Raw genomic sequence first — 25,759 nt, forward strand, 5'->3', positions numbered from 1 at the left:
TGAAGGTAAGTGGAGAACTCATGCCGGGTTTTCGACATGCATTGCTTTTTCCGCTAACCAACCACCGATCAATTCGTTTCCCTCACGAGGCAAACGTTCCCACTCCGCTCCGCAAAGACCGCAACGATTGGTATCGATTCGCCGCGGCTGATCACATTCCGGACACCTTTCATAAACCAATTTGGCATGAATCACGAGGATCGCCGGCAACGCGACGACACCAAAGGTCGCACCCAACACTGACCACCAAAACTTAGCGGTTCGCGATACTCCTCGATTCCCAGCGATCCAAAAAGCTAACGCCGCGGCCAACAGCGCGTGAATGATCACACCGCCAATAAAGATGCGTACCGCAGAGCTAAAGCCTCCCGTCTCGTCCCAAGCGATGTCGTCTCGAATGAAGTAGGCAACCGCCGAACTCAACCCAATCACCCCCGGTGGCATGAGGTACAACTCGGGACCGATGGAATACGCGGTGCTGTTGACGCTGGTCCGAACGATTCCTGACTTGGTCACCTCCGAATCAACACTCACACTTTGAATATGGTATTGAAAATCACCGGCCGGGCTTTTCACCACAACATTTGAGTCGTCAATGACAGCAACCGTAGCCAGTGACGGATCCTTGATCGGGTTGATGGCAAAGTCCTTGACCATTTCCGCGTTAAGCGACGGCAGAGGGTACAGGAAAGTCTTGCTGATAATGGAATCGTTCGCCGATTCCAAGGGTTCATCAGGAACCGTGGAAGTGAGACGATAGCGTGACAATCGATCGTGGGTGATCGTCCATAGGGAAGCGACATCACCCTTGGTCTCGGGTAGCTCAATTGCGGCCGAAGCGACCTCTGCATCGACCAATCGCGTTAATTTGCGACTAGCGAGCTCGATTTGAAAAACCCCGCTATCGGCGATCAAGAGTGGATTGCGTTCCAACTGCAGACGAACCTCGACCCAATTGGTAGGACTGGAGAGCACTTTGGCGTCGCGAAATCGTCCGGTGGGTCGATCTTCCGGATCAAAAACTCCCTCGGGAGTAATGATGTACTCGACACCATTGCGTTGACCGTAAACTAAGACTTTGCCTCCGTGGACGACTAAGTTGAAATAACCAAAAGTCGCATCGCCGTCGATAATTTGTCCAATAAAGGCGAAGCGATCATACCACTTTGCGGATGCGTACGGGACAAAACCGATAAGGTTAGCACGCTGCCAATCATCAGGTAACGAGGCAAATGCATCATCCTGCGATTGGCCGATGAGAACGGGGCGCCCGAGTTTCTCCGACTCTTTCCCGACAGTCAAAACACCTTGGCGATACACATTCTGAACTTCCCACAGGTTACCGTCTTTTTCGATTGCCAATTCATAAGCGACGAGATCTTGCTGGGTATTGTTCAGCAAAACTTGGGACAACGTGACAGAAAATACTGTTAGCAGGGCGACGCAACCGACAAACAAACCGATCGCACGTGAGGCTGAGGTGGCTTCGCCCGAGGCAGGCGTGGGCATAAAGGTCTCGTGGGAAAACGCGCTCCAGGCAGCGGATATGGTAACCAAATACCAAACCGCGACGACCAGCGGAAAGAACCCGAGCAACCACCAGCCGCTCGATTCCAACATCAGCACAACAGCCAACAGGATGCCGCAACCCGCAAATACCAGTGGTAATGTGCGAGTACCAAGCCAACGTGCCGTTCGGTAGATCGTCCACATCGCGGCCGGATGGAGCAAAAAAATCACCCAGCACGACAACACAAGGGGCAACAAGTCCAGCGGGCTGACTGGCACTCGATCTGGCCCGAGGATAGCCAAACGAATGGCCGTCACGATCAGGGGCGGTGCCAAACAAATCCAATAGGCAACAAATCCCGCAAGCAGTTTTGTCGTGAAAATCGAACGCAGGCTAATCGGTCGATGCAATAAGAACCCCCGCGCATCGGTTCGCGAGTCGCCGAGTGATTGCAACAAGCCAATCGCCAGAGCAACCAGGCCGGCCCCCACGCCCGCAAACCTTACGTACTGGACCGCAAGGCTTCCATAGAGGTTGAATGAGGTGGGGGTCGATTGCCAACACAAGAACCCGACGACAATCATCCCAATTGGGGTCCAACGGAGCGTCTCGCGCAGCTCCTTGAAAAACAGTGGTTTGCAGACTAGCCCGTTAATCATCGTTCCGCTCCCGCTCGCATGGCATTAAGAAAAGAGGACTCGCCACCAGCACGAGTCAGGTAAGACAGCACCGAATCAGAGAACGTCAACTCGATTGGTTCGACCGAAGAACCACCGAGGCGATCCACCGCCGCTCGTGTCTCTTGGTCGGCATCGGCAACCGTCAACTGCAACCGCCGACCGATTCGCCGCGCCTCGATCAACCCTGGAACCGCAGCCACTTTTTGGGGATCGACAACATCGACCTCCACGGCAAACCCCGTCACGCGAGTGGCGAAGTCTTCCATCGTTGTGTCGACTTTCAGTTGCCCCTCGGTGAGTACCATGACACGATCGGCCACGCGTTCGACATCGTCCAGCAAGTGAGTGCTTAGCAGCACAGTTCGCTTGCCATCCCCCGCGAACTCAATCAAGGTTTCATTCAGGGCCCGGCGGCTGACCGGATCGAGTCCCAAAGCTGGATCGTCCAATACTAACAACTCGGGATCGGGGGCGAGTACTAATGCCAACGACACGCCGGCTCGTTGCCCGCGGCTGAGTTCGCCGATTCTAGCGGATCCGCGAATTGAGAAATGACGAACAATTTGCTCGAATAACCGGTCATCCCAGTGCGGATAACCGGCTCGTTGAAACTGGGCGGCTTGCTCAACTGTCATCCACGAAAACAGGAAATGCCCCTCCACCATATATCCGACGCGTCGGCGTGTTTCAGGGGTGAGTGTGACGGTGTTCTCGCCCCACACGAACGCATCGCCGCGAGTTGGCCGGAGGAGGCCCATAATGATGCGAATCGTCGTCGTCTTGCCAGCACCGTTAAGCCCCAGCAACGCCGTGACTTGGCCAGCAAGTATATTAAGGTCCAGGTCGCGAACCACCGGACGACTGCCAAAATAGCGAGTCAGCCTGGATGTATGAATGACGGGATCAATCATTGTTCTAGTTTCTCCTCGGTATTGATGAATCAGAATATTTGTCGCCGATAGACGTTTCAGTCAGACCGGCCCAGGCTTAGATTCCGCATTCGCTTTTGGATTTCCTGCACGATCTGCGACTCGTCAAACCCCAGCGATACGGCTTCGGCCAAAAACGGGTCGATGATCTCAGCAAGCCGCCGCAGGCGTTCTTTGCGGGTATAAATTTCCCTCTGCTGAGCGACGAAATAGCCGCGTCCCTGATGGCTTTCCAAGACGCCGTCGCGAACCAACATCGCATAGGCTTTTGCGATCGTGTTGGGATTGACAACCAACTCGCTCGCCAAAGCCCGGACGCTGGGAAGCGGAGCGCCAACAGCCAACTTGCCGGTCGCTACCGCACCGCGGATCTGATCCACCACTTGGCGGTAGATCGGCAACGAGCTGCCGGTGGTGATTTGAATACGAAGCATCTAGCACTCTCCACTACTGTACTGCGGACCATAGTACAGTACGCGAGTAGATCAAGCCCGTCAAGTCTTTTTCTAGAATTTAGGACCTAGCCGAAAACCCACAAGAGCCGCCGGCTAGCGCCAAAGCGGCTAATGTTGTTCGAATAGGTTCTTACGGCGTGAACAGCGGGACGGGAGAAAAGTCGCTCGTACTCGCTCGTACGCGAAGGGGTCATACCATGCCAGATCGCCCCTTGTGAACAAACGAGGCTAGCCGATCAACGCAGTTTAGCGTGCAATGATTCTCCAACAGCGATGGATGCGACGGTTACGATAGTCGGCCGGTACGGTCTGATTGCTGATCTCATGGATAGACTGCGCTTGAATCAACTCTTCGGCAAACTTGAAGCGACGAAAATTGTTAGAAAAGTAGATCACTCCACCGCTGAACATGCGGAGCATCAGTTCATTCAATACGGCGATATAACCTGATTGAACCTCCCAGTCTTGGTCGGTCTTTTTGCTATTGGAAAAGGTGGGAGGATCAACCACAGCCAAATCATAAAGTGGTTTGCGTGGCAGATTGGTGAGAAACGAAAGCGTATCTGCGCGGACGACTCGATGGTTATCACCCGTAAAGCCGTTGCTGCTGAGATTCCTTTGCGCCCATTCCAAATAAGTTGGTGAAAGGTCGACGGTGGTGGTTTCGATCGCACCGCCGTGGGCCGCGTAGACGGAAAACGAGCCCGTGTAGGCGAAGAGGTTTACCATCCGCTTTCCCGCCGCTTCATCACGCACCATGCCGCGCGTGATGCGATGGTCGAGAAACAAACCGGTATCAACATAATCCGAGAGATTGACCCAAAAGTTCAGCCCCCCCTCGGTGACTTGGACTTCATTTCGCTGCTGGGCCACCCGCTCGTGCTGTGTGGAGCCTCGTTGCCGTTGGCGACTCTTAAAAAAGACATGCTGATGTGGGATCTGCAGCGTCTTTCCCGCCGTAGCCACCATTAAGTCTAGCCAATTGGCGTGCGTTGCCGGGTCGCGGTCATGGGGACGCTCATACTCGGTGATGTGCAAGTATTGATCGTAGCGGTCAACGACCAAGGGAATCTCCGGAATGTCGCGATCGTATAAACGAAAACAGCTGATTCCTTGGCGAGTGGGCCAACGGCGAAAATGCTTTGCGCGCTTTATTAAACGGCGCTCAAACAACCCTGCCTGTTCGTAGGCTTTCTCCGTAAGGTTCCCAAACGCGGCCCGCTGTTGATTCACGGCACGCGGTTGGCCCTCAGCAAGCGGCTGTTCTTCAGTATTCGGCTGATCTGCGGGAACGACGAACGTATAAAGCATGCACTGTCGTCGATCGTTATAAAGTTTTCGCCGCCGGTCAGCGCGCCGGCCAAAGACCTTTTCCAGACTTTTGACGTCGGACAGAATCGCGTGGGACCACGTTTTCAGCGTCCTCAACACGACCGGCAATTGTTCGAGTATTTGAGTCGATTCACGACCGGCAGTTGCCCACGGAGGAGTCGTGATTACCCAACCGCCACGGCGACGCGACGTTAAATCTGTGAACGATTTGGGCTGGAAGTGAACTGAATTTTCAACACCCGCTCGCGCGGCGTCTTCCCGCGCTTGACGCAGCGCCGGCACGTTCGTGTCGACACCTACGATTCGATCGGGAAGGTCATCCAGCGCTGCGCTCGCCGCGGCCTGCCGAATTTGGTCCCAAACTTCGCTGGGGACTGTCGGCCAGCTTTCAGCGGCAAAAGTGCGGTGCAGTCCGGGAGCTAAGCGGCGGCCAATCATGGCGGCTTCGATTAGGATAGTGCCGCTGCCGCAGAAGGGATCGAGCAGCGGTTGTTCGCGGTTCCAACGGCTGAGCATAACTATACCGGCCGCCATACTTTCCTTGAGATCGTCACGTCGGTATTTCAAACGGTATCCGCGTCGATGCAAACTGGGACCGGTCGTATCGAGCGTCAACCATGCCTGGTCGGCGATCAAGGCCACGCGAGCTTCGTAGGCGGTTTCCGTTTCGGGCAGTGCGTCGACTTGAAGGACTTGGCACAGTCGATCGACAATGGCCCTTTTGACGGCTCGTTGAATCGCGGGAACGCTATGCAGTTGGGAACGCACCGAGTGAGCCGTGACGTGAATCGCATCTAAGGCTCCGATCCAATGTTCCCAAGCTGCCCGCTTGGCACCCTCGAATAGGGCGTCAAAATCTGCCGCCGGAAACTGGGCAAGCTGGATCAGCACGCGATCCGCAGTTCGTAGCCAAATGTTCGCTCGGCAAACTGCCTCAGCAGTGCCTTTAAACGCAACAAATCCTGGCGAAACGACGCGACCCTCGTACCCCAAAGTGCTGAGTTCGTAGCAAATCAACTTTTCCAGCCCGAAACCGCAGGTGGCGAGTAAATCAAACGTTGCGGAGGGAGGAGCTGAAGAATCTGAGGGCGGAGAGCTCGGTTGCATGCGAATGTACGCTGCCGCAAGGGGCACGGATGAGGATTCGATTCCATTGCGGCTTAACAATCACCGAACGCGGTGCCCGCAAGATCCTGAACATCTCGCAAGCTTAGTTGAATAGCAAGTAGGCACACGGGCTCCACGGAAGGCCTAGGTGCCGACGCGACGGCCAAAAATCAAGCTCAGCACGAACAGCACAATGAAGACGATTGCCAGAATTTGGGCCACGCTCGCCAAAGCGCCTCCGATGCCTCCAAAGCCGAGGGCAGCGGCAATCAGTGCCAGCACAAAAAAGATGAGGGCGTAATAAAGCATTTAAGATCTCGCTTTGCAGTTTGTGAAAAAAATATCTCAACTAGCGGCTTTCCAGTGGTTTTCCACCTCTGCCCGTAGGAAGAGCAAACCCCGTGCCGCGATCTTGATCTCGACACCCAGCGGCCAAATTTGATAAGCAGGTTTGAGAATGTCGACTCCGCACCCTCGCGAATCAAATGGATGCTCCGATGAACCCTCATGACAGCCGACCCACACGCTGGCCGGGTATCTGCCTGCTACTTTGCAGCGGTTTGTTGATTGGTTGCTCGAGCGAGTCCGCGAAGCAAAGCGAACATCCGGCGGAGGATCCCACAGCAACCATGCTGCCCGCGGAAACCCCCGACAACGGGGCAACCGAATTACCCGCTCCGCTAGCCAACGATGAACCGAACCGACCTAGCGCTGGCAGCTACGGCGGTAACGTCGGTATTGGTGATCTGACGGGCGATGATACCGGTAGCAGTGAAACAGCCAGTGGTGGCGGATATGCGATAGAGCCATATCGCGGAGAAGCGGCCTCAGATGGTTTCGCCGACACACCACCACGAGTCGTGCGTTCGGGTTCTTCGATCATGGCACCGTCGGAGCAGCCGAGAGCCTTGACGCCAAAAAAAGCCAGGACAAACAGCCTGAGCAGGCAACCGCAACGTGCGGAGGCGGCCAGCCCCAGTGATTTACCGAGCAACCCACCAAACGCTTTACCCGACGATGCGCCCTTCGCAGGCTTGCCCACCGGCGCGACCTACTCTGCGGATGACGAATACGCCACGGTTGCCGTCTACTATGCCACCGACCGAGCGCCGGATGCCGTGCCGCTAGGGTCCTACGGCATGAGTGGCGAGCGAGCGCCCGTGTTGGCATTGATCGGATTCGGCAGCATCTGCTTTTTTGTCACCGTGTTCTCTTTATTTCGCGGGCGCAGCAAGCTGGGAGCTGCGGCAGGTTTAGCAGCCGGTGGCTGTGCCTTGATGGCAGTAACGATGGTCAGTCGTGGAGTCGCCAACATTGAAAAAACTGGGGTGACCTACACGGCAGAGCGGGGCGTGCTCACGCAGGGCATCGCCGAAGTCACGGTCCCGGCGAGCCACGAGCGGGGCAAAGTCGAACGGCCCAGCATCTTGCGATTTGAGTTTGCTGAGGACCAGAGCAAGCATATCGTCATGACGAGCGCGACGGAATTAAATAACAATGATTTTTATCGTCGCATGCAAGCTAGTTTAAAAGAGACTTCCGAACGCGAGTTGATGGTCTTTATTCACGGTTACAATGTTGACTTTGAATCAGCCGTGAGAAGGACCGCGCAATTGGCCGTGGATCTACCTTTTCGCGGCGTTCCGGTTTGTTATAGCTGGCCCAGTCAAGGCACGTTGCTGGGTTACAAAGTGGATGAAAACAACGTCGCCTGGACGGTCAGTCACCTGCGTGATTTCCTTACCGACTTGGCTGCCAGAAGCGGGGCCCGTTCCATCAACTTGGTTGCCCACAGCATGGGGAATCGTGCACTGACCGCGGCGCTGAGTGAAATCAGTTTAATCCGCGGTAATAACTCCCCGCCCCTGTTTGATCGCGTGGTATTGGCGGCTCCCGATATTGATGCCGACTACTTCCGCCGCGACTTGGCGAATCGCGTCCTTAGCATGGCAGAGCAGGTTACGCTGTACGCTTCGTCGAATGACCGCGCCTTGATCGCATCCAAACAAGTCCATGGTTATCCGCGGGCCGGAGACGCGGGAGCCAATATCGTGGTTGTGCCGGGAATCGAAACCATTGATGTTTCGGGGATTGATTTATCACTGCTCGGACACAGCTATTACGGCGATAGCCGAGCGATCCTCACCGACCTATTTGAATTGATGCACCAGCGCTTGCCCGCTAGCCAACGGCAGATGTTGATGCCGCAGCAAGCGGCCAGCTTGATTTATTGGCGGATCGTGGGCGGGGACATGGCAGCCGGTGCCAGTCCGCCAATCAGATAAGCTCGCCAATCAGATTGGCTGCATAATTAGATAGGTTGAGTAATCGCGTGGCACTTAAACTCCCCGCTGTCCTTCCGCGACAAATTGGCAATAGTCGGGGCGGTCGGCTGCGGTGTCATGACGTTTCGCCGCCAACACCTGATTCTTGTACACTAAGAACACGCCTGGCATCTGAAAACCATCCCCCACCAGTTTGCCAACACCATGGCGGCCCAAGATAGCCGCTTTGAAACCTCGCCACCAAACTCGAGGCCCCAATAATTGCTGAAAACCGCCGCGATGCAGGTCGTAGGCCCGGTAAAGCAATTGCTGAGGATCACTGACGCGATGCACGTCGTCGACTCCATAAGCGGCAAAGAAACCTGCTTGCTCTTGATTATCTCCCATGTGGACCAGCACCGGCGTGACACCCTGGGACTCTAATTGCTGACGACTGCGGGCAAAGTCGCTGAGCGCTTCGCGGCAAAACGTGCAACCCGAATGCCTCAGGAACAAGAGCATCACGGGGCGTTGGGATGCAAGTGCGGCAAGCGTTACGTCATGTTGCGTGCGGAACCGCTGGTTGGCCTCAGGAATACTGAGTGCCTCGTTCGACACGTCTCCGGGAGCGGTGTGGTGGCGAAAAGCGGCGATCAAAATTGCCGCAAACGGGATCCACCAGATAAGATCATTGGTGATCAGCGTCAGCCCCCAGCTCAGCGGCAACTGGGCTGTGTCGGCTGGGGCGGGCATGATCTGAGTTAACAGAAAACCGAGTGGCCCAAACAGTTTCCCCAACAGTCCAACCAGCACGATTGGCCAATGGCGATAAGGATCACTGGCGGCAATCGCGTAGCCAATGCCATAGACCCCCACGATCATTCCCACGCATTGCCAGATCCCCGGGTACAAAGGAGCGGTCGCCCCAGTCCAAATGAACAGATCAAGCGGACGTAGCACAACCCAACCGCCCCACAGCAGATTATAGCAGGCCGCCAAAATCAACACGTTGCGAGCCATCAGGTCGGATATCGCCTGCTGTGGCAGCGTTGATAACGCTTGTAATTGGTGATCGGATGGCGTGACAGCACCCACCGGGGAGCTGTTCGTGGGCGGTGGAGCGGCTGTCATGCTGGGTACCATCTTGCGAGGGCTAGAGGGCGATCAATCGGGAGTATCCAAGTAGGGGTCTTGGCCGATTTCGCGTTGCAATTTCTTGCGTTCTTTTTCATGGTGCAACAACACCATACGATCTCGAAAATGCTTCCGCTCGACACGCATTTGCGCTTTGCGGAAGGAGCCCGCCATGCTGTGAAAGGGACCGTTTGAATTTTCCCCGAGCTGCTTTAGCTTGGCGGCCTTTTCAGGGCCAAAACCGTTCTTCAGGATATCATCGTCGAGTGACAAGTACTGACGATAAGAACCGCGGTCACCTTGGCGTCCGCAACGCCCGATTAGCTGGCGGTCAATCCGGGCGGCGTCGTGCAGCTCGGTGCAGATGACGTGCATCCCGCCAATCTGTTCGACTTCGGCCAGCAGTTTAACGTCGGTACCACGCCCCGCCATGTTGGTTGCGACGGTGACTTTGCCAGGCGTACCGGCCCGCGCCACAATCTCGGCTTCCTCGGCAACCTTATTGGCGTTCAGGACTTCATGCTCGATCCCTTCGGCGTCGAGCAGTTGAGAAAGCAACTCCGATTTATCGATCGACCGCGTCCCGATCAAGACGGGCCGACCCTGTTCGATCATCTCCTTGACCTCCGCCACGATCTCAACAAATTTTTCCTGCATCGTACCGAAGACTCGGTCGGACAATCGCACGCGGCGGGGAGGGCGATTAGTGGGAACGCGGATCACGGGGGTGCGGTAGATGCGACGCAGTTCGCGAGCACTGGTGGCGGCCGTACCGGTCATCCCGGCCAACTGCTTGTAACGCAGGAAGAGGTCCTGCACGGTGATGCGAGCGGCTTGGCCGGTGGGTACGGAGATCGTGATATTCTCCTTTGCTTCAATCGCTTGATGAATCCCGTCGCGCCATTTTCGACCCTCGGCCAACCGACCAGTAAACTCATCGACGATAACAATTTCGTCCCCTTGTTGACCGGGGCGAATCACGTATTGACGATCAAGCAGAAACTCTTTGTAAACCTTAATCGCCCGCTCGGTGTACTCGTACAGGTCGACCAAGCCCATGGTCCGCACCAAGTCCGATTTGGGCAGCGAACGGACGAGGCTGCGACCGCGACCGGTCAATTCATATTTCTTCGTTTCATCATCGATTTCATAGTGCTCATCTTCTTCGTACTTGGGGGCGTTCTCCGCTGCCCAGTGGTATGTCTCCACAATTTGATCGCGAACGGTATCTTCAATTGAACCGATAATTAGGGGCGTACGGGCTTCGTCGATGAGAATGCTATCCGCTTCATCGACCAAACAGAAGTGCACGCCGCGCATCACTGGTTGGTCGCCACTGGTGGCAAATTGGGACTGCACATCGCCCAAGGAGTTGGAGCCAAGACGATTTTGAGCTCGGAGCAACAACCGGTCGCGGAGAAAATCAAAGCCGAACTCTTTCGCGGTGCCGTAGGTGACATCGCAGGCGTAGCTCTTCCGGCGACCGCCCTGGTCATCGGGAGTCTGAATCACACCAACCGAGCAACCGAGGAACTCAAACAGCGGCCGCATCCACTCGGCATCCCGGTGAGCCAAGTAATCATTGACCGTTGCCAAATGGGCACCCTTGCCCACGAGGCTGTGCAAGTACAAAGGCAGGGTGGCGGTCAGCGTTTTACCTTCACCGGTCTGCATCTCGGCAATACAGCCCTCGAACAACGACATGCCGCCGACCAGCTGCACATCGTAATGCCGCATCCCCAGCGCTCGCCGCCCCGCCTCGCGAACCAACGCGTAACTTTCCGAAAGCAGCGACTTGAGCGACTCGCCAGATTTCGCGCGATACCGCAGCGCCAAGCTACGTTTTCGCAAATCGGCGTCCGACTCATTCCGCAGCGTCGGTTCGATTTCCGTAATCTGCTGCAACCAACGCCGCCAACGGAGCAGACGCGGACGCATCCCGACCGACACCCACGTGCCGAATGCCAAGCCAACATCGTCACGGATCACGGCCAACGGATCAGCCGTCGTTAACTCATCAGCCACGATATTTGCGGGGGGCAATTCAACGAGAGCCGGAGATTGCGCAGCAGAAGTCGACTGCTCCTCAGAGGGTCGTCCTCCGGCAGCCGTTTGGTTCACGCTGAGCGAAACAGGGGTACCTGGTTCGGTTTCTGGCGATGACATCCAACATTTCCTGAATATTTCGAGGCAATCCGCAAGTTCTTCTCATGATATCGCCCAGCCACAAAATGGGCAGCCATTTTTCCTACGAAACCGAAGGAAGCTAGGGGGTTTGCGAAGACTTTTCCGAGCTTTCCGAGTCTTCTACAATTACCGGCCAAAGCGGTCGATCCTGTAAGGGCAGTTGTGCCAGCAAAACACGGATCGATAGGCCGTCATAATGAAAAGCTCCATAACCACGGTGACTCTTGCCATGCTGCTCGTGGCAGCCGCGAGAGTCAATGCTCAAGATCGCGGGACCCCCAACCTTCACCCCCCTGGCGTTGATCAAGGATCAACCTTGGGAGATGGAGCGGTGGGCATAGTCGGTGATCTAGACTTCGACAGTGAGATCACTCCCGCTGCAGCCATTGATGACGACTTTGTCGGTGACATGTCGTTCGTCGGGGATATTGCCTCGGAACCTAGTTCCTTGCAAGCTCCGCAACCGATGCCCGTGTCGGAAATCGCTGACGCGGCCGCACACGACACCAGCTATACAGAAGCATACCCTGTATTTGCTAGTGGAACAACCAGCGGTTCCCGAGTCAGCAGCAGCCGAGCTCGTCCCAAAAAATGGTTCCGGGCGGAAACCCTGTTATGGTTTGCTGGCGAACGTGATTCACCGCCGCTGCTGACCACCGGACCAAACTTTGATAACCAGTTCGGTAACCCGATCGATAGCGGCTTCGCTCCTGGTTTTCGATTGGACTACGGACACTTCTTCGGTGACGGAACCATCGGCATCGGTGCCCGCGTTTGGGGTCTGTTCGGCGACGAGGAAGACTTTTCGGCCAGCAGCACGAGCTCGGCTAACACCATCGGTCGTCCCTTCTTCAACACTACGGCTCTCGGCGGTCCCGAGTTCCAGCAACTGTTGGTCTCCGGTCAACCCGGCAACGTCACGGGAGATTTTCGGGCGGTTTCCGAACTCGATTTGCTTGCTACCGAAGTGTACGGCCGTTTGAACTTCGATACCGGTTCTAACTACAGCATCGATCTGATTGGCGGTTTTAGCTCTTTCGCGATCGATGACAAATTGACACTCGAGAGCCGCTCGAATTCAAACAACTTCCAACTGCGTTCCTTCCGCGATTCCTACGATGCGGAGAATAGGTTCTACGGCGGACAGTTGGGTATCGAAACGATGTTCAACCGTGGAAAATGGTCGTTGACGACCCTCTCCAAGGTCCACTTGGGGAACATGAACCAGCGGGTTCGGATCGCGGGTTCGTCACGGAATGCAGTATTCCCTGACCCACCCGGGCCTGGTAATAACTTTGCCAACGGCTTCTATGTGCAAGGGCAACAAGGTCTGCACGAGCAAGATGAGTTCAGCTTCGCTCCCGAATTAGGCATCCAGCTTGGCTACTCACCTCGCAAGCAAGTGAACTTTACTGTCGGCTACTCGTTCATCTACTGGAACAACGTCGCTCTGGCGGGCAACCAAGTGAATCCAGTGCTCGACGGCACGCGGGTGCTCTCCGACCTGGCTGGTGCTCAATCGATTGGTTACACGATCGAGAACGATGGGTTTTGGTTGCAAGGTATCGACTTGGGTCTGACTTTCACCTACTAAGTGTTAGTTCATCGTCTGACTTTACAGCTAACAGTGGCTTTCAATTAAATCCTAGCTTTCGCTGGACTGGCACAAAGACTGCGAACAGCGGCTTTTGAATGCGACAAACGACAAGGGCGTGGTTTCTCCGGGGAGCCACGCCCTTGTTTTATTTCCCAACCAAACCTTTAAGGCTTCATAGCATCATCGAGCACATCTTCGGACACATAGATGGGCAATGGCGGTTGAAACGTCACTGCGACGGCGATCGCATCGGAGGGCCGCGAATCGATCTCGATCAACTCCCCATCGCGTTTCAGCCGTAATTTTGCAAAGTAAGTGTGTTCTCTCAGTTCCGAAATCACCACCGAGTCGACTTCCGCGCCGAGTGATTCGGCGACGGTGACGACTAAATCGTGAGTCAGCGGGCGGGGAGGCTGATAGTTTTCTTTGACCCGACGGTCAATGTTGGTAGCCTCAAAGATACCGATCAAGATCGGAAACTGACGATCACCGTCGATCTCACGCAGGTAGATCACCTGGTTCTCGCTGATTTCGCTGATGATGATCCGCGCCAGTTGCATTTGCACGGGCATCTGTGTTCGCTCGCAAAGATTAGGAAGGGAGGCATCGCAGGCAATCGCCCGCGACCTCCCCAATTATAACGCAAACCGCCCTCAGCTAAACGCCCCCCAGAAAATAGCTTTCCAGGTCGGTCGCTCAACCACCCTCGTGGCGAAACACCGTCACAGCCAACGGCGGCAAGTCGATCAGCAACGAATCGGGGCGGCCATGATGCCCCTGCCCAGTTGCTTGAGCACCGGGATGCGTGCCCACGTTGCTGCCACCGTAAATCGCCGCGTCGCTGTTGAAAATCTCTCTCCAAAAACCACCCGTCGGCACGCCCACCCGATGCGTCTGACGCACCACCGGGGTCAAGTTACAACACACCAGCAGCGGCGGGTCATCGCGATCCGATTTGCGAAGGTAGGCCAACACGCTGTCGGTGGCACTCATGCAATCAACCCACTCGAAGCCGTCGCCGGAAAAGTCGTTTCGGTACAAAGCAGGGTTTTCAATCACCAAGCGATTGAGGTCAGCCACGCACTGTTGAATTCCCCGGTGGGTATCGAAGTCCAGCAGTGACCATTCCACGCCGCGGTCATGATTCCATTCGTTCCACATGCCGATTTCGCCACCCATGAACAACAGTTTTTTCCCGGGGTGGGTCCACATGTAGGAATACAGCAGTCGCAGGTTGGCAAATTTTTGCCATAAATCGCCAGGCATCTGGCTGAGCAGCGCGCCCTTGCCGTGCACCACTTCGTCGTGCGACAGCGGCAGCACAAAGTTTTCCGTAAAGGCATAGATCAAACTGAAGGTCAGTTCGTTGTGATGGTACTGGCGATGAATGGGATCGTTGTGGAAATATCGCAACGAGTCGTTCATCCAACCCATATTCCACTTCAGCGAAAAGCCCAAACCGCCATCCTCAACGGGGCGGGAAACTCCCGGCCAAGCAGTCGATTCTTCGGCGATGGTCAGCGCGCCAGGATAATCCTCAGCTACCGCCGTATTAAAGTCTCGCAGGAAATGCAACGCTTCGAGATTCTCACGCCCACCGTACGCGTTGGGAATCCACTCACCCTGCTCGCGACTATAATCGAGATATATCATTGACGCGACCGCATCCACGCGAAGACCATCGATGTGATATCGGTCTAGCCAAAACAAGCCGTTGGAGACCAAAAAATTTCTGACTTCGTTCCGGCCATAATTAAAGATATTGGTTCCCCAGTCAGGATGCTGGCCCTGCCGCGGATCACCGTGCTCATATAACGCCGTGCCGTCGAAATGCGCTAAGCCGTGCAAATCTCGGGGAAAGTGCGCGGGTACCCAGTCGAGAATCACGCCAATATCATGTTGATGGCAATAGTCGACGAAGTACATAAAGTCTTGCGGCGAACCAAAACGACTTGTGGCAGCAAAATAACCGACCGTTTGATACCCCCAAGAACCGGTGAATGGATGCTCACTGACGGGCATCAATTCCAAGTGGGTAAAGTTCATGCGTTGACAGTATTCGACCAAACGTTCGGCCAGTTCACGGTAATTGAACCAACCGTGCGATCGCGATCCACCTTGCATCCAGCTGCCCAAATGCACTTCGTAGATCGACATCGGACTGGCCAACGCGTCCTGCTCGCGACGCTTCGACATCCAAGCATCGTCTTGCCATTGGTAGTCTGCTAGATCGGCCACGACCGATGCCGTGCGGGGAGGCAGTTCAGCAGCAAAACCGACCGGATCGCTCTTATCAACCCAGTGTCCGTTGGCATCGAGCAAGCGATACTTATAACACTGTCCCGGTTCCGCCTGATCAACGAACAATTCCCAAATGCCCGCCTCGCTGCCTCGCATGCCATGCTGACGCCCATCCCAATCATTGAAGTCGCCAATGATTTGCACGGCGCGAGCGTTGGGGGCCCAGACGGCGAAATTCACGCCTTGCGTATTGTCAACGGTGCGGACCTGGGCGCCAAGGCGATCATAGAGCCGGCGATGCTGACCCTCGCCAATGAGATAGCGGTCAAAATCGCTGAGGATAGAGGGTGTCGCGTAGGGATCTTGCATGGTGATAATCTCGCCGGAGCGTTTGGCTACGCGGATACGGTAAGGAACGGAGTCGTCTTCTAGTGGCCGAATTGCCTCGAAAAAACCGGCTGGGTGCAATCGACGCATCGGCCTCGGCACGCCCTGGGGCCCATCGATCAACCAGGCCTGCTGACTATCGGGAACAAACGTCCGCACCGCAGTCGCCGGACGCCCCTGATAGTCAATGCGGTGCGGCCCCAACAGAGATGCCGGGTTCGCATGTGAGCCTTCGATCAACCGTCCCAACTGAGCGAGCGATACTTCCGTGTGCATAATGACTTTACTTTCTTAGTTTCCAAAGGCTGTTGTTGGCAATTCAAATCTATTTTTCAAGGGGGCGCAAATGCTAAGCAACCGCCAATCCGCTGCCTCTTTGGGCCCCCCCGGCGACAACTCCACATTGAGCAATCAGCCAGCGACGGAGACTATCGGAGACGGTGGACAGCCGATCTGGGCGATCTGAGCGGGAAGCCACCGCCTCGACAGAACCATCCAATTGCGATGACGCCGGAGCGATTCTCCGACCATCCGCCGTGCCCACGCGGGTGGGAGGTGCAACGCAACAAGCGCTCACGGTGTGAATGTTCAACGCATGGTCAATGCGACGCCACAAATTGGCATTCGTGATCGGCAACATCTGTCCAAAATGCTCCCAGTGAAAATCGGCGCTGCGCCAACGCGGCAGACTGTCGCTTAGACTGCGAATTACATACCGACTGCTGGTCAACATGGTCACAGCGGCCGGTCCGGGTAAAGCTTCCAAACCTCGCACCACCGCCAGCAGACTCAACCGATTGCTATCTCCAGGTTCAATATCGCTGGCTTCCAAAAACGGCGTGCCATCGAGATGCTCGATTACAAACCGCCAGCTTCCGCCAGAACTTGCGGGATCCACTGAGGATTCGCAGACCAAGAGAAACTCGTGGTTAAATCGCATCGGAGAGTGCCTCAGGAAGGAAAGGGTTTGGGCCAGCCGGTGTCTCCTTACGCTGATCGCTCCTAAAACGAAGCCCTCGGCTCCGTTAGTGCTCTCTTTCGGTTGCCAAGTGCTTCATGTTTCAGTTTGCCTAGGCCAAATTTATCATCTATCTTCTCAGCTGCCGGAACGAACCGCAGAACCCGAGTAATCATGCAAGTCCCAGTTACGCACTTATCCGAAATCCCAAAATAACCGCGGCTAGCGCCAAAGCGGCTAACGGTTCCCTGGAACCGCACGCTGGCGCGTTGCGGCTGATTCCGTTTTGCTTAACGACTTATGGAGAGGTGCTTAGCGTTGATAGATCGGTAAGTAGTGATAACGCACCGACAGACTGAGCAGGGCCAAACTAGTCGCGTACACCCGTCCCGCGTTACGCTCTTGATTGTCAGACGATTGCCAGGAACCATCTTCGGATTGATGAGCCAGCAACATTTTCTCCACGTTCTGCTGTGACGTGCTGGCCAAGGCACCGCCACGCTGATGCATGCCCTGCGCATAGTAATAACAGCCGTAGAAGAAAAACCGATCCCGCCAATTTAGCTGCCGCTCTTGCAGCCAACTGGCCGCGCCGAGCACCTCGGGCGCTTCGTAACGACCACACACCTGCAAGGCTAGCAAACCAGCGGCGGACATCGTGAATGTTGGACTATTCTGCCGGGGCATATATGAAAATCCACCATTTTGCGCCGCCCCCAGTTGGCCCGCAGCAGTTCGCCCCGTATAGGAACCCTGCAGATATTCCACTGCCAACTCAATCGCTTCCGCGGGCACTTCCAAACCATCATTCTTAGCGGACCGCAATGCCATCAATTGCCACACGGATACGGACAAATCAGCATCCCGCGAATCGGGCTCGTACCGCCAGCCACCTTGAAACTGCCGAGGCTTGGGTACCGCCTGCGCAGCCAACGTCAGCTGCAATGCTCGATCCAACGCTTCATAAATGCGTTGGTCTTGTGAGGAATCGATTCCCATGCCCAGCAATTCAGTTAACATCAAAGAAGTGATGCCATGACCATACATGCGCGAGCGATCCTTGCGGCCAAAATATCCTTGCGGATCTTGTCTCCCCTCAGATAACACAAAGTCCAACCCGCGAACCATTGCCGTCCCAGCCGGCGTCGACTCGCCCGGTTGATGCCCCACCGCAGCCATCGACATCAAGGCCAACGAAGTCATCGTGGTGTCATAGTCACGATCGTGAATTCCACCACTGGCTTGCTGCTGTGACAATAAATACGCCACTCCCCGCTCCACAGCCAACTCCACAGCCGCCTGCTCGCCGCCACCCAACCTGCCTGGCAACGGTCCCGCAGCTGCTCCCGCCGGTTGAGATGGTGGCTGAGATTGGGCTAACGATTGAGCCGCGACCGGTGGTCCCTTCCAACCGAATCCCAGCACCACGATGACGCAGCTTAGCCACCGACCACCCCTCGACCGCCCAAAGTTCACGCCGTTCGTACCGCTGCGGATCATATTCAAACTCCTCACTGCGTTCGATCAGCCAAAGCTCGAAAATAAGCTTCGATCTGTCGCCTGTAACGGGGCGGCAAATCGGACTTTGTCTCCTCGGCAACATCGTCGGGCCGCCGCTCTCGCAGTTCGGCCCAATCTTCACGACTGCCCGCCACCACCGGTGCCCGACGGTTGGTATCAAACCTGCCCATCACGCGCTCAGTCGGCTCACCGAATTCCCCCGCCCCGGTTGCCGCGGGCTCACCCGCTGTCATCATTTCCGCGGCCAACATCGCCTCTGCCAATTCAGCACCGGGCTGACCCGCTGCGGACGCGGGACCACGTACTTGTGCTGCTTGTGCTGCTTGCTGGCGCTGGCTCGCCGCAGCCGCTTCCGCCAACAGCGGTGATTGCTGCAACACGTTCGCTTCAGGATTCTGATTCAGCAAACGGTCAAGATCGTCAATCAACTGTGCCTGGGCTGCCGGAGGACCGAGTTCCGCCAACAATTCGTAACCGCCTGCGCTGACCGCGCTGGAGCCGGCGGCGGGACTACCTGCCGAGCGTGCCTGATTTCCTTCATCCCGTGACTGATTGCTTCCACCAGTTGACTGATTTCTGTCACCAGTTGCTTGATTCGATGCGGTTGCTTGATTCGATGCAGTGGATGGAGCCGACTGGGCAGCCGCGAGTTCACTAACACGTCCCAGCTCGGCCGCGATTCTTTGCTGCGCAGTTGCCAAACTGGCCGCCGTCGGCAAACCGTCCACGGCAGCCGGCGCGTTGTTTGCCGAGTCCGCCTCGAGCTGAGCCCCAGCAGCTTGTGCACGTTCAGCCATTCGCCCCGCTGCGGCCAGCGGTTGATCGGCTAACGCTTGCACTCGCTCCGCCGCAGCAGCCAACTGACGCGCCGCTGCGGTACCGCCCAAGCGACCCTCATGCCTCGCCGCACGCGCTAAACTCTCGGCGATTTGTTCCACTTGGTTGGCGAGTGCGAGTTGACGATTCGCGGCATCGCGAGCAGTCTGCGGCGACACCGCCAACGCCGGCGGAGTTTCATTTTGAACGCCGCTATCGGCCTGGATTTGCTGAGCCAGTTGGGCCAACTGAGTCAATTCATCGCCCGCCGTCGCCGCCAACTCGGCGGCAGATTCGGCAGCCGGATTGTCGGCCGTCAATTTCGGCTCCGCAGCCCCTTTCCGCGCGGCAACCGTGGCTTTAGCTGCGGCAACCTCCGTTTTGACAGCTTCCACTTGGCGTTGCAGGATCTCAGCCAATTGCCGTTGCTGGGTCAAATTTCTCTGCGCGTTTCTGACCGCCTGCTGGCGACCGCTATCCTCTGGCTGCTTCGCCGCCTGATTCTCCGCGCGCTCCAAATCCGCGCGCTGGCGATTCTCTTGTTGCTCCGCCCGCTGGCGTTCGTTTTCTAGACCCTTGGCTAAATTATTCCATTGGCGTTCACGCTGCTCCGCGTAACGCACTCGCTGCGTTTGTGCACGTTGCATGGTCGTTTGCATCTGCTCGCGCGTCCGCTCACGATTTCCTTGGTTATCTTCAATAGCATTCTCTTGTCGTGTTGCCGCGGTCTCCTCGGCTTTTTGTAATTGCTGCTTCGCGGCCGCCAACTGAGTGCTCGCATCCTCAGCGAGTTCCGCCAATTCGGTCATCAACTTATTCCCATTGGCTTGGCTGGTCGCATTGGCCAACTTTGACATCCGCTCGGCCACTTGCCCAAACTGCTCGGCAGCCTCCGGCACCGCCCCGCGGGCAGCGGCAGCTCGCGCTTGATCGATTAGATTCTGCCGCACGTCCTCAGCCTGTCGCCCCAAATCATTTAGCCGTTCCGCGAGCAGCCGCTTGGCTTGTTGGACTTGCGGATCATTCTGTTCCAATTGCCGCCTAAGCTCATACTCCCGCCCTTCAGCTTCGGCCAAACCGCTGGCTGCTTGCTCAACAATTTGCTGCGAGACAGCGGAAAGTTCCGCTTGCAGCGGCGGGCTCTTGGGGATCTCACGCTCTAATCGCTCCAACAAACTTTGCGCAGATTCCTCACCAGCGGAAAGCGCCGCGGCCAACTCTTGCAGCAATGTCTCAGAACTCTCAGCCACATCCGCAGCAGCCGGGTCAGCGGCTCGCTCAGCAGCGAGGTTCTCCTGGCCATCGTTCGCGGCCAACTCCACGGTTTCAGCGCCCGCCTCACTGAGACTCTCCGGCAGATACTCCCTCAAAACTTCACGCGCAAGCTCCATCGGCTCGGCTAATTCACCCGTGGCAGCTAGCCAACGGTCATGAATCGTCGCCAAGTCATCGGCCACGCTGGAGCTCGATTTTCCATCCCAACGACGGTTCGACAAGCCTGGACCAACGACGTCAGCTGGCGAATCGTAACGAACGCGATCGATCCGACCGGCGATGCTTGACATGCTTGGCGTGGTTCTTAATTTTCGCGCCGCCTCATCGATCAACACAACAAAGTAGTCCCAACGTCTGGGGTTCTCCAAACGTCGCAGCCGCGGCAATTCACTCCAACGCTCATCAATTAACAATGGCCTCCAAACTGCTTCGGCGGCGCGCACTTGTTGACCAGCCAACAATAATTCGCACGCTTTGGCAGCTCGCAACAGGTGTTCGTAGCGGGCAACTGCCTGCTCAACATCATCCGCCGCGACGACACCCCGCAAGGTCTCAAACTGATCGTTCGGCAGCGAAACAATCGCTGTGACCGCCTGTCTACAAAGTGTCAAATCAGCCAACAATTCGGGAGAAAAATCAGGCCGCAAGCGGTGAACTTCATGGTGCTGCTCGACACGCTCTAAAAAGTTATTCAACGTCTCTTCCTGTCTACGTTCCCATCGTGCCAGGTTATCATCAAGTGAGGCTAATGCCTTCGCATCGGTTAGTTCGCGACGTTGTTTTTCCAGCTGGCTGGCTTTTAGTTTGGCATCGGCAAGGGCCAGTAAGACGCTTCCTTTCGATGCCAACATGCCATGTAGTTTTCGCAACGCATCGTTGGCTCGGTGGGGAACTCCGCCTTCAAGAATGAGGTTACCACTGCGTCCCAACAGCTCATTGTGCAAGTTGTTCATCTCAGCCAACCAACGCGTTGGCTGGTCCGCTTGCTCAATTTGGTCCTCCAGCCGATCAGCCAAATCGCGATACCGCTGGGCAAGTCCTCGCAATTCACGAGCTGTTGGTTCGGGAACCTCGTCGAGCACCATCCCAATCTGCTCCGCATTATCGCGAAAATACTCTACGCACAACTCACCTTGCCGGCGCAGCCAAGCGGGCGGTTGACGCTGGCCCGCCGCCAGCACACGTTGCAATTCTGCATCCAGCCCCAACAGGTCCCCCGCGAAAGCATTGATCGCCGTGAAAGCGTTGAAAGCCCTGGCCGCCTCCACCAGTTGATTCCGCTGTTCCAGCACTGATTTATCTCCTCTCTCATCTCCTGTCTCTCGATTCAACTCGTGAAACAGCTGCCAGATCCACTCCAGTTCCACCAAATCTCCGCTGGCCGGTTTGCGTTCGAGCAACCAACGCATGGTGCTCTCAATCGCCGCTGGGAGATTCTCTGCTAGCGTTGATTCCGGTCGTTCGTCCGCGTCCGCTGCCCACTGGTCCAACAACGCCACCAGTTGACTGCGGCCTCGCAAAAACAGATGCCGATCCGCGGCAAATCGATCGTTGGCGATTCGCAACACCACTGGCTTAGTCTCGGTGGATTGCCCGTTCAAATCGCGGACCGTCAAGCGAGCTTGCAGCAGATCACCAGGCTTAAGCGATAGTTGCTGGAGGTCCCACTGCCAAGCACTCCTGCTGATTACGCGATAGTTTTCCGGTTCCGACATTGCCGCATCGATCTCAATGGCCAAGTCAGTATCCAATTTCTGATACTGCCCACCATTGATGGCATACTCAAATGTTACGCTGGCGACATCGAATTCATCTTCAATATATGCTGTCCAACTGAGCAGATCACGCGCTGCGCATAAGGCGGCCGGAATCCCGACTCGCCGTAATTGCACTTTGGGAGCAACGTCGGGCACAACTTGAATTTGATACCGCGGCGGGAAAGGGTTGTCGAACAGCGTCTCCAAGGCGGTCATTGAGATCTGATAACTTCCCGAGTTTTCCAACAACATATTAGCTTGATAAACAGCAGGCCCGCTCCGCGAGAAACTAGGTTGCTCCCGCTCGTCGGTTTCGCCCTCTGTGCCGGAGGTTCTCATTTGTAATTCGAGATCGATATTCGCGAGCGGCTGATTGACTTGCACCTTTAAGTTCGCCGTCGCACCATGAATCGCTCGCAGATCACCGGTTTTTGCCGCAACGGCGTAAGGCGGTAACCCGGTGTAAGCAGGCAGCTGATATTCGATCTCGAACGCGTCGATCGCGGGACGCGGCTTCGGCTCCAACGCTCGCCAAGCTGTTATCCCGTCTCCGGCCACCACGCGAAACCGCATCGGTTCGCTGCCGATGGCAACATTCACGCGGTAACGTTGTCCCTCGAACCCTGCAGCGGGCAACAAATCCAGTGTGGAAATTTCGCCGTCACCGTGCTGTAATTGAACAACCGGAGACAGATTCTGTCGCGGCGGACTAATGCTGGCCAGGATCTCCACAGTCTCATCCGCCGGCACCCAAGACTGGTCTTGCTCTGGTTGCAAAATCGCGATTTTGGTCGCGGAAACACGAGCTATATTCGCAGTCGGTAAAATCGCCCTGGCAAATAACTGGCCCCAGGGCGAGCCGGGAAACAACACTCCGACCAGCAGCACACATGCCAGCCCGCCAGCCCAAATCAGCCAGGTTCGGATCAGCCTCCAAGGCAGCAAGCTGGCAACCGGAATCACTTCCAACACGCTGGTCACCCGCCGCCTGAGCAAATAACGAAATTGAGGCGAGTCATGTTGAGCTTGATCACTCGCCTGCGATAACTCAACCGCCGCCATCAGATGATCTCGCAACTCAGGCACGGAACTCTCCATGCGAGCCGCCACCGCAACGGAACTCTCGCCGACGACGGCTGGGAAAACCACGGTCAGCCCAAACGTCACCAGAATAACTACATAACAGGCCACCGCAGCGAACAGGCGAGCTCGCTCTTCCAACAACCAACCATAGTCGGCGATTGCCAGCAGGGAAAAACACCCCAAGCCGACAACCAACGTGATACATAAGCCACGCACCAAGATCAGCATCTTGCGGCGGCGGGCAAACTCATCTATCGGCTTTGCTAACTGAGGATCAATGATACCGCTCATGGCAGCCCCACGCGTTTCCTGGTCCACCATTCGCAGCACAGCAGCACAACCAATGGCACAAACCAATAATAGGAATCCCACAACGAAGTCTGTGATCGTTCCAGTCGCCCCGAGCTCCGCGGCGCCAGAAAGTCCACCAGCTCATCCAGTTCGGCTGCTAACGATTCTCCACCACCAGCCGCGGCGATTCCAGACAATAGTTCTTGGTTGCGAGCCACAAAAACACCCTCTTGTGAAAACGCATCGGCAACGGTGAACTGGGTCGTCAAGCCGGCCAATTCCGGACCATAACCGCTGGCGGTCAGCCTGGTTTCATAGTTGCCCGCCAGTAGGCTTTCGCTGAGCCCCTGGTACAAGCCGGGCACGTGTCCATCGGCAATCAACGGAACTGATTGTACGATCTGGCCATCGCTGAGCAAATCAACTTGCACGGAACTTTCCGATTGATAGACCCCGCTTGCGTCCCGCAAACGAACTCGCAGGGCCGCCTGTTCGCCAACCGTGTATTGGACTTTGCCGCTATCGAGCGCACCGACATCGTTGCGGACGGCCATCGGTGGTGGCATCAGCGAGAGGGCGAGTTGATTCCAAAATTTGGCGTGAATGGTATCACCGACCAAATAACGCCACCGCCAAGTCTCTCCCGCAGCCAAATACAAGACGCGACCACCACCAAAGTTCTTCCTCACTAGTAAAGGATAGTTGAGATTGGCCACGCCGGTCGTCAGCAAGACTTCCGCATCTTGCCGCGCGCTGGTCATTCGCACTTGATGCGGGGGTGGCAGAGAGCTCCAGTCGAAATTATTCACTTGCTCCGTTCCGCCCATCAATTCCGGCTCGGCGGAAGCAACAAGGTTCAACCAACCCGATTCAGCCCCCACCGTGGTCGCCTCGATGCGTTCCGCATAAAATCCCTTGGTGCCACCTATCCAACGGACCGGCATCAAAGGCTCTAATTGATTTTCCGCCAGCATCCACAAATGATCGCGAGTGCCATCGATCATGACTAAGGCACCGCCACGATCAACGTACCGGACAAACCAGTCAGGGATCTCATTTGGCAATAACGTCGCATCGACTTCCCCCAACACGACCAAGTCAAAATTCATCAACTCGTCAAAGGTAGCGGGGAATTGAGTTGCTTCCCCACCTCGCGGAAGCTGCTGGGGATTAACGGTACCGGGGCCCAACTGGACGTGCGTGACATCCCAATTAGGATCGCGTCCAAACAAATTTTTTAGATAGCGAAATTCCCAACGACTGCCGGCGGCTAACAGCAACACGCGGTACTCAGAACGAATGACAGCGATCGAAAACTGGCGTTGTTGATCATCAGACCGCAAATCCGTTTCCTCGATCCGACCGCCAGCCAAATCGGCTTCGGTGGCGATCGAAGCGGTGAACTGCAACGCTTGTGTGTCTCGGATGGCACGTCGTGACAGGGCGATCTCCGAGTTGGCCTCCTCGGGCTGGGCAGCTTGGTCATCGATGTCAAATTCAAAATTCAACTCACCCAAGTTGGGAGCCGTGGCGGGCAATTGCTGTTGCCACACGATCTTACCTCCGGCGTCCGTAATGCGCACGATCGTCGGCTGTGGATTGGACATTACGCGTTTGTAACGCACTTTGCCCCGTAACAGATTCTGTGGACTCAGCTGTTGTGGATGTTGCAAATCGATGATTGCTAGGTCGTCAGGTTCCCGCTCATCCCCCACGCCGACGGTGGCCACGACGATTCCACGCCGCGCCAGCTCCTCGGCCACCTCGATCGGCGAATCGCCCAGATTGTTTCGCCCATCCGAAAGCAGCACCACCGTGTGTTGCTGCGGATCGCCAGATTCCACGCCGCTGGTGTTATTTGGCATTGCTGCGGTTTGCGTCCGATCACTTGGCACCCCGTCAGCTTGCACACGCCGCAAGAGTTCCGCCAAATCGGTCTCTTGAATTCCCGGCGACGAAATCACTTGCAGCTCATGCGTATCAGCTAATCGACCCAACAAGCCCTCGCCGCGTTTGGGATCGTCATCTTCTTCATCCTCATTGGGCAGCTCACCCAGCAACCGGGCGACCAAAGCGGCCCGATTCGCTTCCCCGGGGACATCTTCGGTTTGCATGCTTTCGCTGGCGTCAACAACGAACGTCACCTTTCCGAGCGTACCGACGCGACGTTGATGCAGCAGTTGCGGGCCGACCATGATCAAGACCACCAGCATGACAGCCAGGGCCCGCATCAGC

The 25,759-nt window shown here is 56.2% G+C and carries 15 protein-coding genes; 2 read left to right on the forward strand and 13 right to left on the reverse strand.

The features are described from left to right. Positions 1–18 precede the first annotated feature (18 nt). The 5 genes from SH139x_RS16380 to SH139x_RS16400 all read right to left on the reverse strand — a co-directional run bounded on the left by SH139x_RS16380 (position 19) and on the right by SH139x_RS16400 (position 6,322). On the reverse strand, positions 19–2,169 hold the full coding sequence (locus SH139x_RS16380) for a hypothetical protein (protein WP_488350849.1): 2,151 nt from the start codon (positions 2,167–2,169) through the stop codon (positions 19–21). Beyond that, positions 2,166–3,101: an ABC transporter ATP-binding protein gene (locus SH139x_RS16385; RefSeq protein WP_488350850.1), complete on the reverse strand. Its 936-nt coding sequence runs from the start codon at positions 3,099–3,101 to the stop codon at positions 2,166–2,168. Before SH139x_RS16385 ends, SH139x_RS16380 begins: the two co-directional genes overlap by 4 nt. A gap of 56 nt (positions 3,102–3,157) precedes the next feature. Next, a complete protein-coding gene (locus tag SH139x_RS16390) occupies positions 3,158–3,553 on the reverse strand; it encodes a GntR family transcriptional regulator (protein ID WP_488350851.1) in 396 nt (131 codons plus the stop codon). 267 nt (positions 3,554–3,820) lie between these two features. Then, positions 3,821–6,013 carry a bifunctional 23S rRNA (guanine(2069)-N(7))-methyltransferase RlmK/23S rRNA (guanine(2445)-N(2))-methyltransferase RlmL gene (gene rlmKL, locus SH139x_RS16395; protein ID WP_488350852.1) on the reverse strand — a complete coding sequence of 731 codons (2,193 nt, stop codon included), beginning with the start codon at positions 6,011–6,013 and terminating at the stop codon, positions 3,821–3,823. A 144-nt stretch (positions 6,014–6,157) separates the two neighbouring features. Further along, a complete protein-coding gene (locus SH139x_RS16400; protein WP_488350853.1) occupies positions 6,158–6,322 on the reverse strand; it encodes a DUF1328 domain-containing protein in 165 nt (54 codons plus the stop codon). Between the two features lie 188 nt (positions 6,323–6,510). On the opposite strand from SH139x_RS16400, the gene SH139x_RS16405 reads away from it, so the two are divergent. Beyond that, complete coding sequence (locus SH139x_RS16405) at positions 6,511–8,298, forward strand: alpha/beta hydrolase (protein WP_488350854.1); 1,788 nt, start codon at positions 6,511–6,513, stop codon at positions 8,296–8,298. A 54-nt stretch (positions 8,299–8,352) separates the two neighbouring features. On the opposite strand, the gene SH139x_RS16410 is transcribed toward SH139x_RS16405, so the two are convergent. Both SH139x_RS16410 and SH139x_RS16415 read right to left on the reverse strand, forming a co-directional pair. Further along, positions 8,353–9,408 carry a SelL-related redox protein gene (locus SH139x_RS16410; RefSeq protein ID WP_488350855.1) on the reverse strand — a complete coding sequence of 352 codons (1,056 nt, stop codon included), beginning with the start codon at positions 9,406–9,408 and terminating at the stop codon, positions 8,353–8,355. Positions 9,409–9,441: 33 nt separating this feature from the next. Further along, positions 9,442–11,577 (reverse strand): preprotein translocase subunit SecA, encoded by a 2,136-nt coding sequence (locus tag SH139x_RS16415; protein ID WP_488350856.1) that lies wholly within the window; start codon positions 11,575–11,577, stop codon positions 9,442–9,444. 217 nt (positions 11,578–11,794) lie between these two features. Here SH139x_RS16415 and SH139x_RS16420 point away from each other — a divergent pair, with 217 nt between their 5' ends. Continuing rightward, on the forward strand, positions 11,795–13,192 hold the full coding sequence (locus SH139x_RS16420; RefSeq protein ID WP_488350857.1) for a BBP7 family outer membrane beta-barrel protein: 1,398 nt from the start codon (positions 11,795–11,797) through the stop codon (positions 13,190–13,192). A gap of 167 nt (positions 13,193–13,359) precedes the next feature. Here SH139x_RS16420 and SH139x_RS16425 read toward each other — a convergent pair whose 3' ends face one another. The 6 genes from SH139x_RS16425 to SH139x_RS16450 all read right to left on the reverse strand — a co-directional run bounded on the left by SH139x_RS16425 (position 13,360) and on the right by SH139x_RS16450 (position 25,755). Beyond that, positions 13,360–13,767: a bifunctional nuclease family protein gene (locus SH139x_RS16425; protein WP_488350858.1), complete on the reverse strand. Its 408-nt coding sequence runs from the start codon at positions 13,765–13,767 to the stop codon at positions 13,360–13,362. 124 nt (positions 13,768–13,891) lie between these two features. Continuing rightward, positions 13,892–16,099 (reverse strand): 1,4-alpha-glucan branching protein GlgB, encoded by a 2,208-nt coding sequence (gene glgB, locus SH139x_RS16430; RefSeq protein WP_488350859.1) that lies wholly within the window; start codon positions 16,097–16,099, stop codon positions 13,892–13,894. A 73-nt stretch (positions 16,100–16,172) separates the two neighbouring features. Then, on the reverse strand, positions 16,173–16,763 hold the full coding sequence (locus tag SH139x_RS16435; protein WP_488350860.1) for a ribonuclease H family protein: 591 nt from the start codon (positions 16,761–16,763) through the stop codon (positions 16,173–16,175). 330 nt (positions 16,764–17,093) lie between these two features. Beyond that, positions 17,094–18,281, reverse strand: a complete 1,188-nt coding sequence (locus SH139x_RS16440; RefSeq protein WP_488350861.1) for a prenyltransferase/squalene oxidase repeat-containing protein — start codon at positions 18,279–18,281, stop codon at positions 17,094–17,096. 11 nt (positions 18,282–18,292) lie between these two features. Further along, on the reverse strand, positions 18,293–23,524 hold the full coding sequence (locus SH139x_RS16445) for a coiled-coil domain-containing protein (protein ID WP_488350862.1): 5,232 nt from the start codon (positions 23,522–23,524) through the stop codon (positions 18,293–18,295). Beyond that, positions 23,521–25,755 (reverse strand): VWA domain-containing protein, encoded by a 2,235-nt coding sequence (locus SH139x_RS16450; protein WP_488356034.1) that lies wholly within the window; start codon positions 25,753–25,755, stop codon positions 23,521–23,523. The genes SH139x_RS16445 and SH139x_RS16450 overlap by 4 nt, the downstream gene beginning before the upstream one ends. Positions 25,756–25,759 lie beyond the last annotated feature (4 nt).

Origin of the sequence: Kothea flammea (assembly GCF_052161645.1) — a bacterium.
In the GTDB taxonomy this organism is placed as follows: Bacteria; Planctomycetota; Planctomycetia; order Pirellulales; family Pirellulaceae; genus Laterigemmans.

Bases quoted from the DNA above. Each gene is read 5' to 3' on its own strand.
- SH139x_RS16440 (WP_488350861.1), bottom strand. From the start codon at position 18,281: ATGATCCGCAGCGGTACGAACGGCGTGAACTTTGGGCGGTCGAGGGGT.
- SH139x_RS16380 (WP_488350849.1), bottom strand. From the start codon at position 2,169: ATGATTAACGGGCTAGTCTGCAAACCACTGTTTTTCAAGGAGCTGCGC.
- SH139x_RS16385 (WP_488350850.1), bottom strand. From the start codon at position 3,101: ATGATTGATCCCGTCATTCATACATCCAGGCTGACTCGCTATTTTGGC.
- rlmKL (WP_488350852.1), bottom strand. From the start codon at position 6,013: ATGCAACCGAGCTCTCCGCCCTCAGATTCTTCAGCTCCTCCCTCCGCA.
- SH139x_RS16415 (WP_488350856.1), bottom strand. From the start codon at position 11,577: ATGTCATCGCCAGAAACCGAACCAGGTACCCCTGTTTCGCTCAGCGTG.
- SH139x_RS16450 (WP_488356034.1), bottom strand. From the start codon at position 25,755: ATGCGGGCCCTGGCTGTCATGCTGGTGGTCTTGATCATGGTCGGCCCG.
- SH139x_RS16445 (WP_488350862.1), bottom strand. From the start codon at position 23,524: ATGAGCGGTATCATTGATCCTCAGTTAGCAAAGCCGATAGATGAGTTT.
- glgB (WP_488350859.1), bottom strand. From the start codon at position 16,099: ATGCACACGGAAGTATCGCTCGCTCAGTTGGGACGGTTGATCGAAGGC.
- SH139x_RS16400 (WP_488350853.1), bottom strand. From the start codon at position 6,322: ATGCTTTATTACGCCCTCATCTTTTTTGTGCTGGCACTGATTGCCGCT.
- SH139x_RS16390 (WP_488350851.1), bottom strand. From the start codon at position 3,553: ATGCTTCGTATTCAAATCACCACCGGCAGCTCGTTGCCGATCTACCGC.
- SH139x_RS16435 (WP_488350860.1), bottom strand. From the start codon at position 16,763: ATGCGATTTAACCACGAGTTTCTCTTGGTCTGCGAATCCTCAGTGGAT.
- SH139x_RS16420 (WP_488350857.1), top strand. From the start codon at position 11,795: ATGAAAAGCTCCATAACCACGGTGACTCTTGCCATGCTGCTCGTGGCA.
- SH139x_RS16410 (WP_488350855.1), bottom strand. From the start codon at position 9,408: ATGACAGCCGCTCCACCGCCCACGAACAGCTCCCCGGTGGGTGCTGTC.
- SH139x_RS16405 (WP_488350854.1), top strand. From the start codon at position 6,511: ATGAACCCTCATGACAGCCGACCCACACGCTGGCCGGGTATCTGCCTG.
- SH139x_RS16425 (WP_488350858.1), bottom strand. From the start codon at position 13,767: ATGCCCGTGCAAATGCAACTGGCGCGGATCATCATCAGCGAAATCAGC.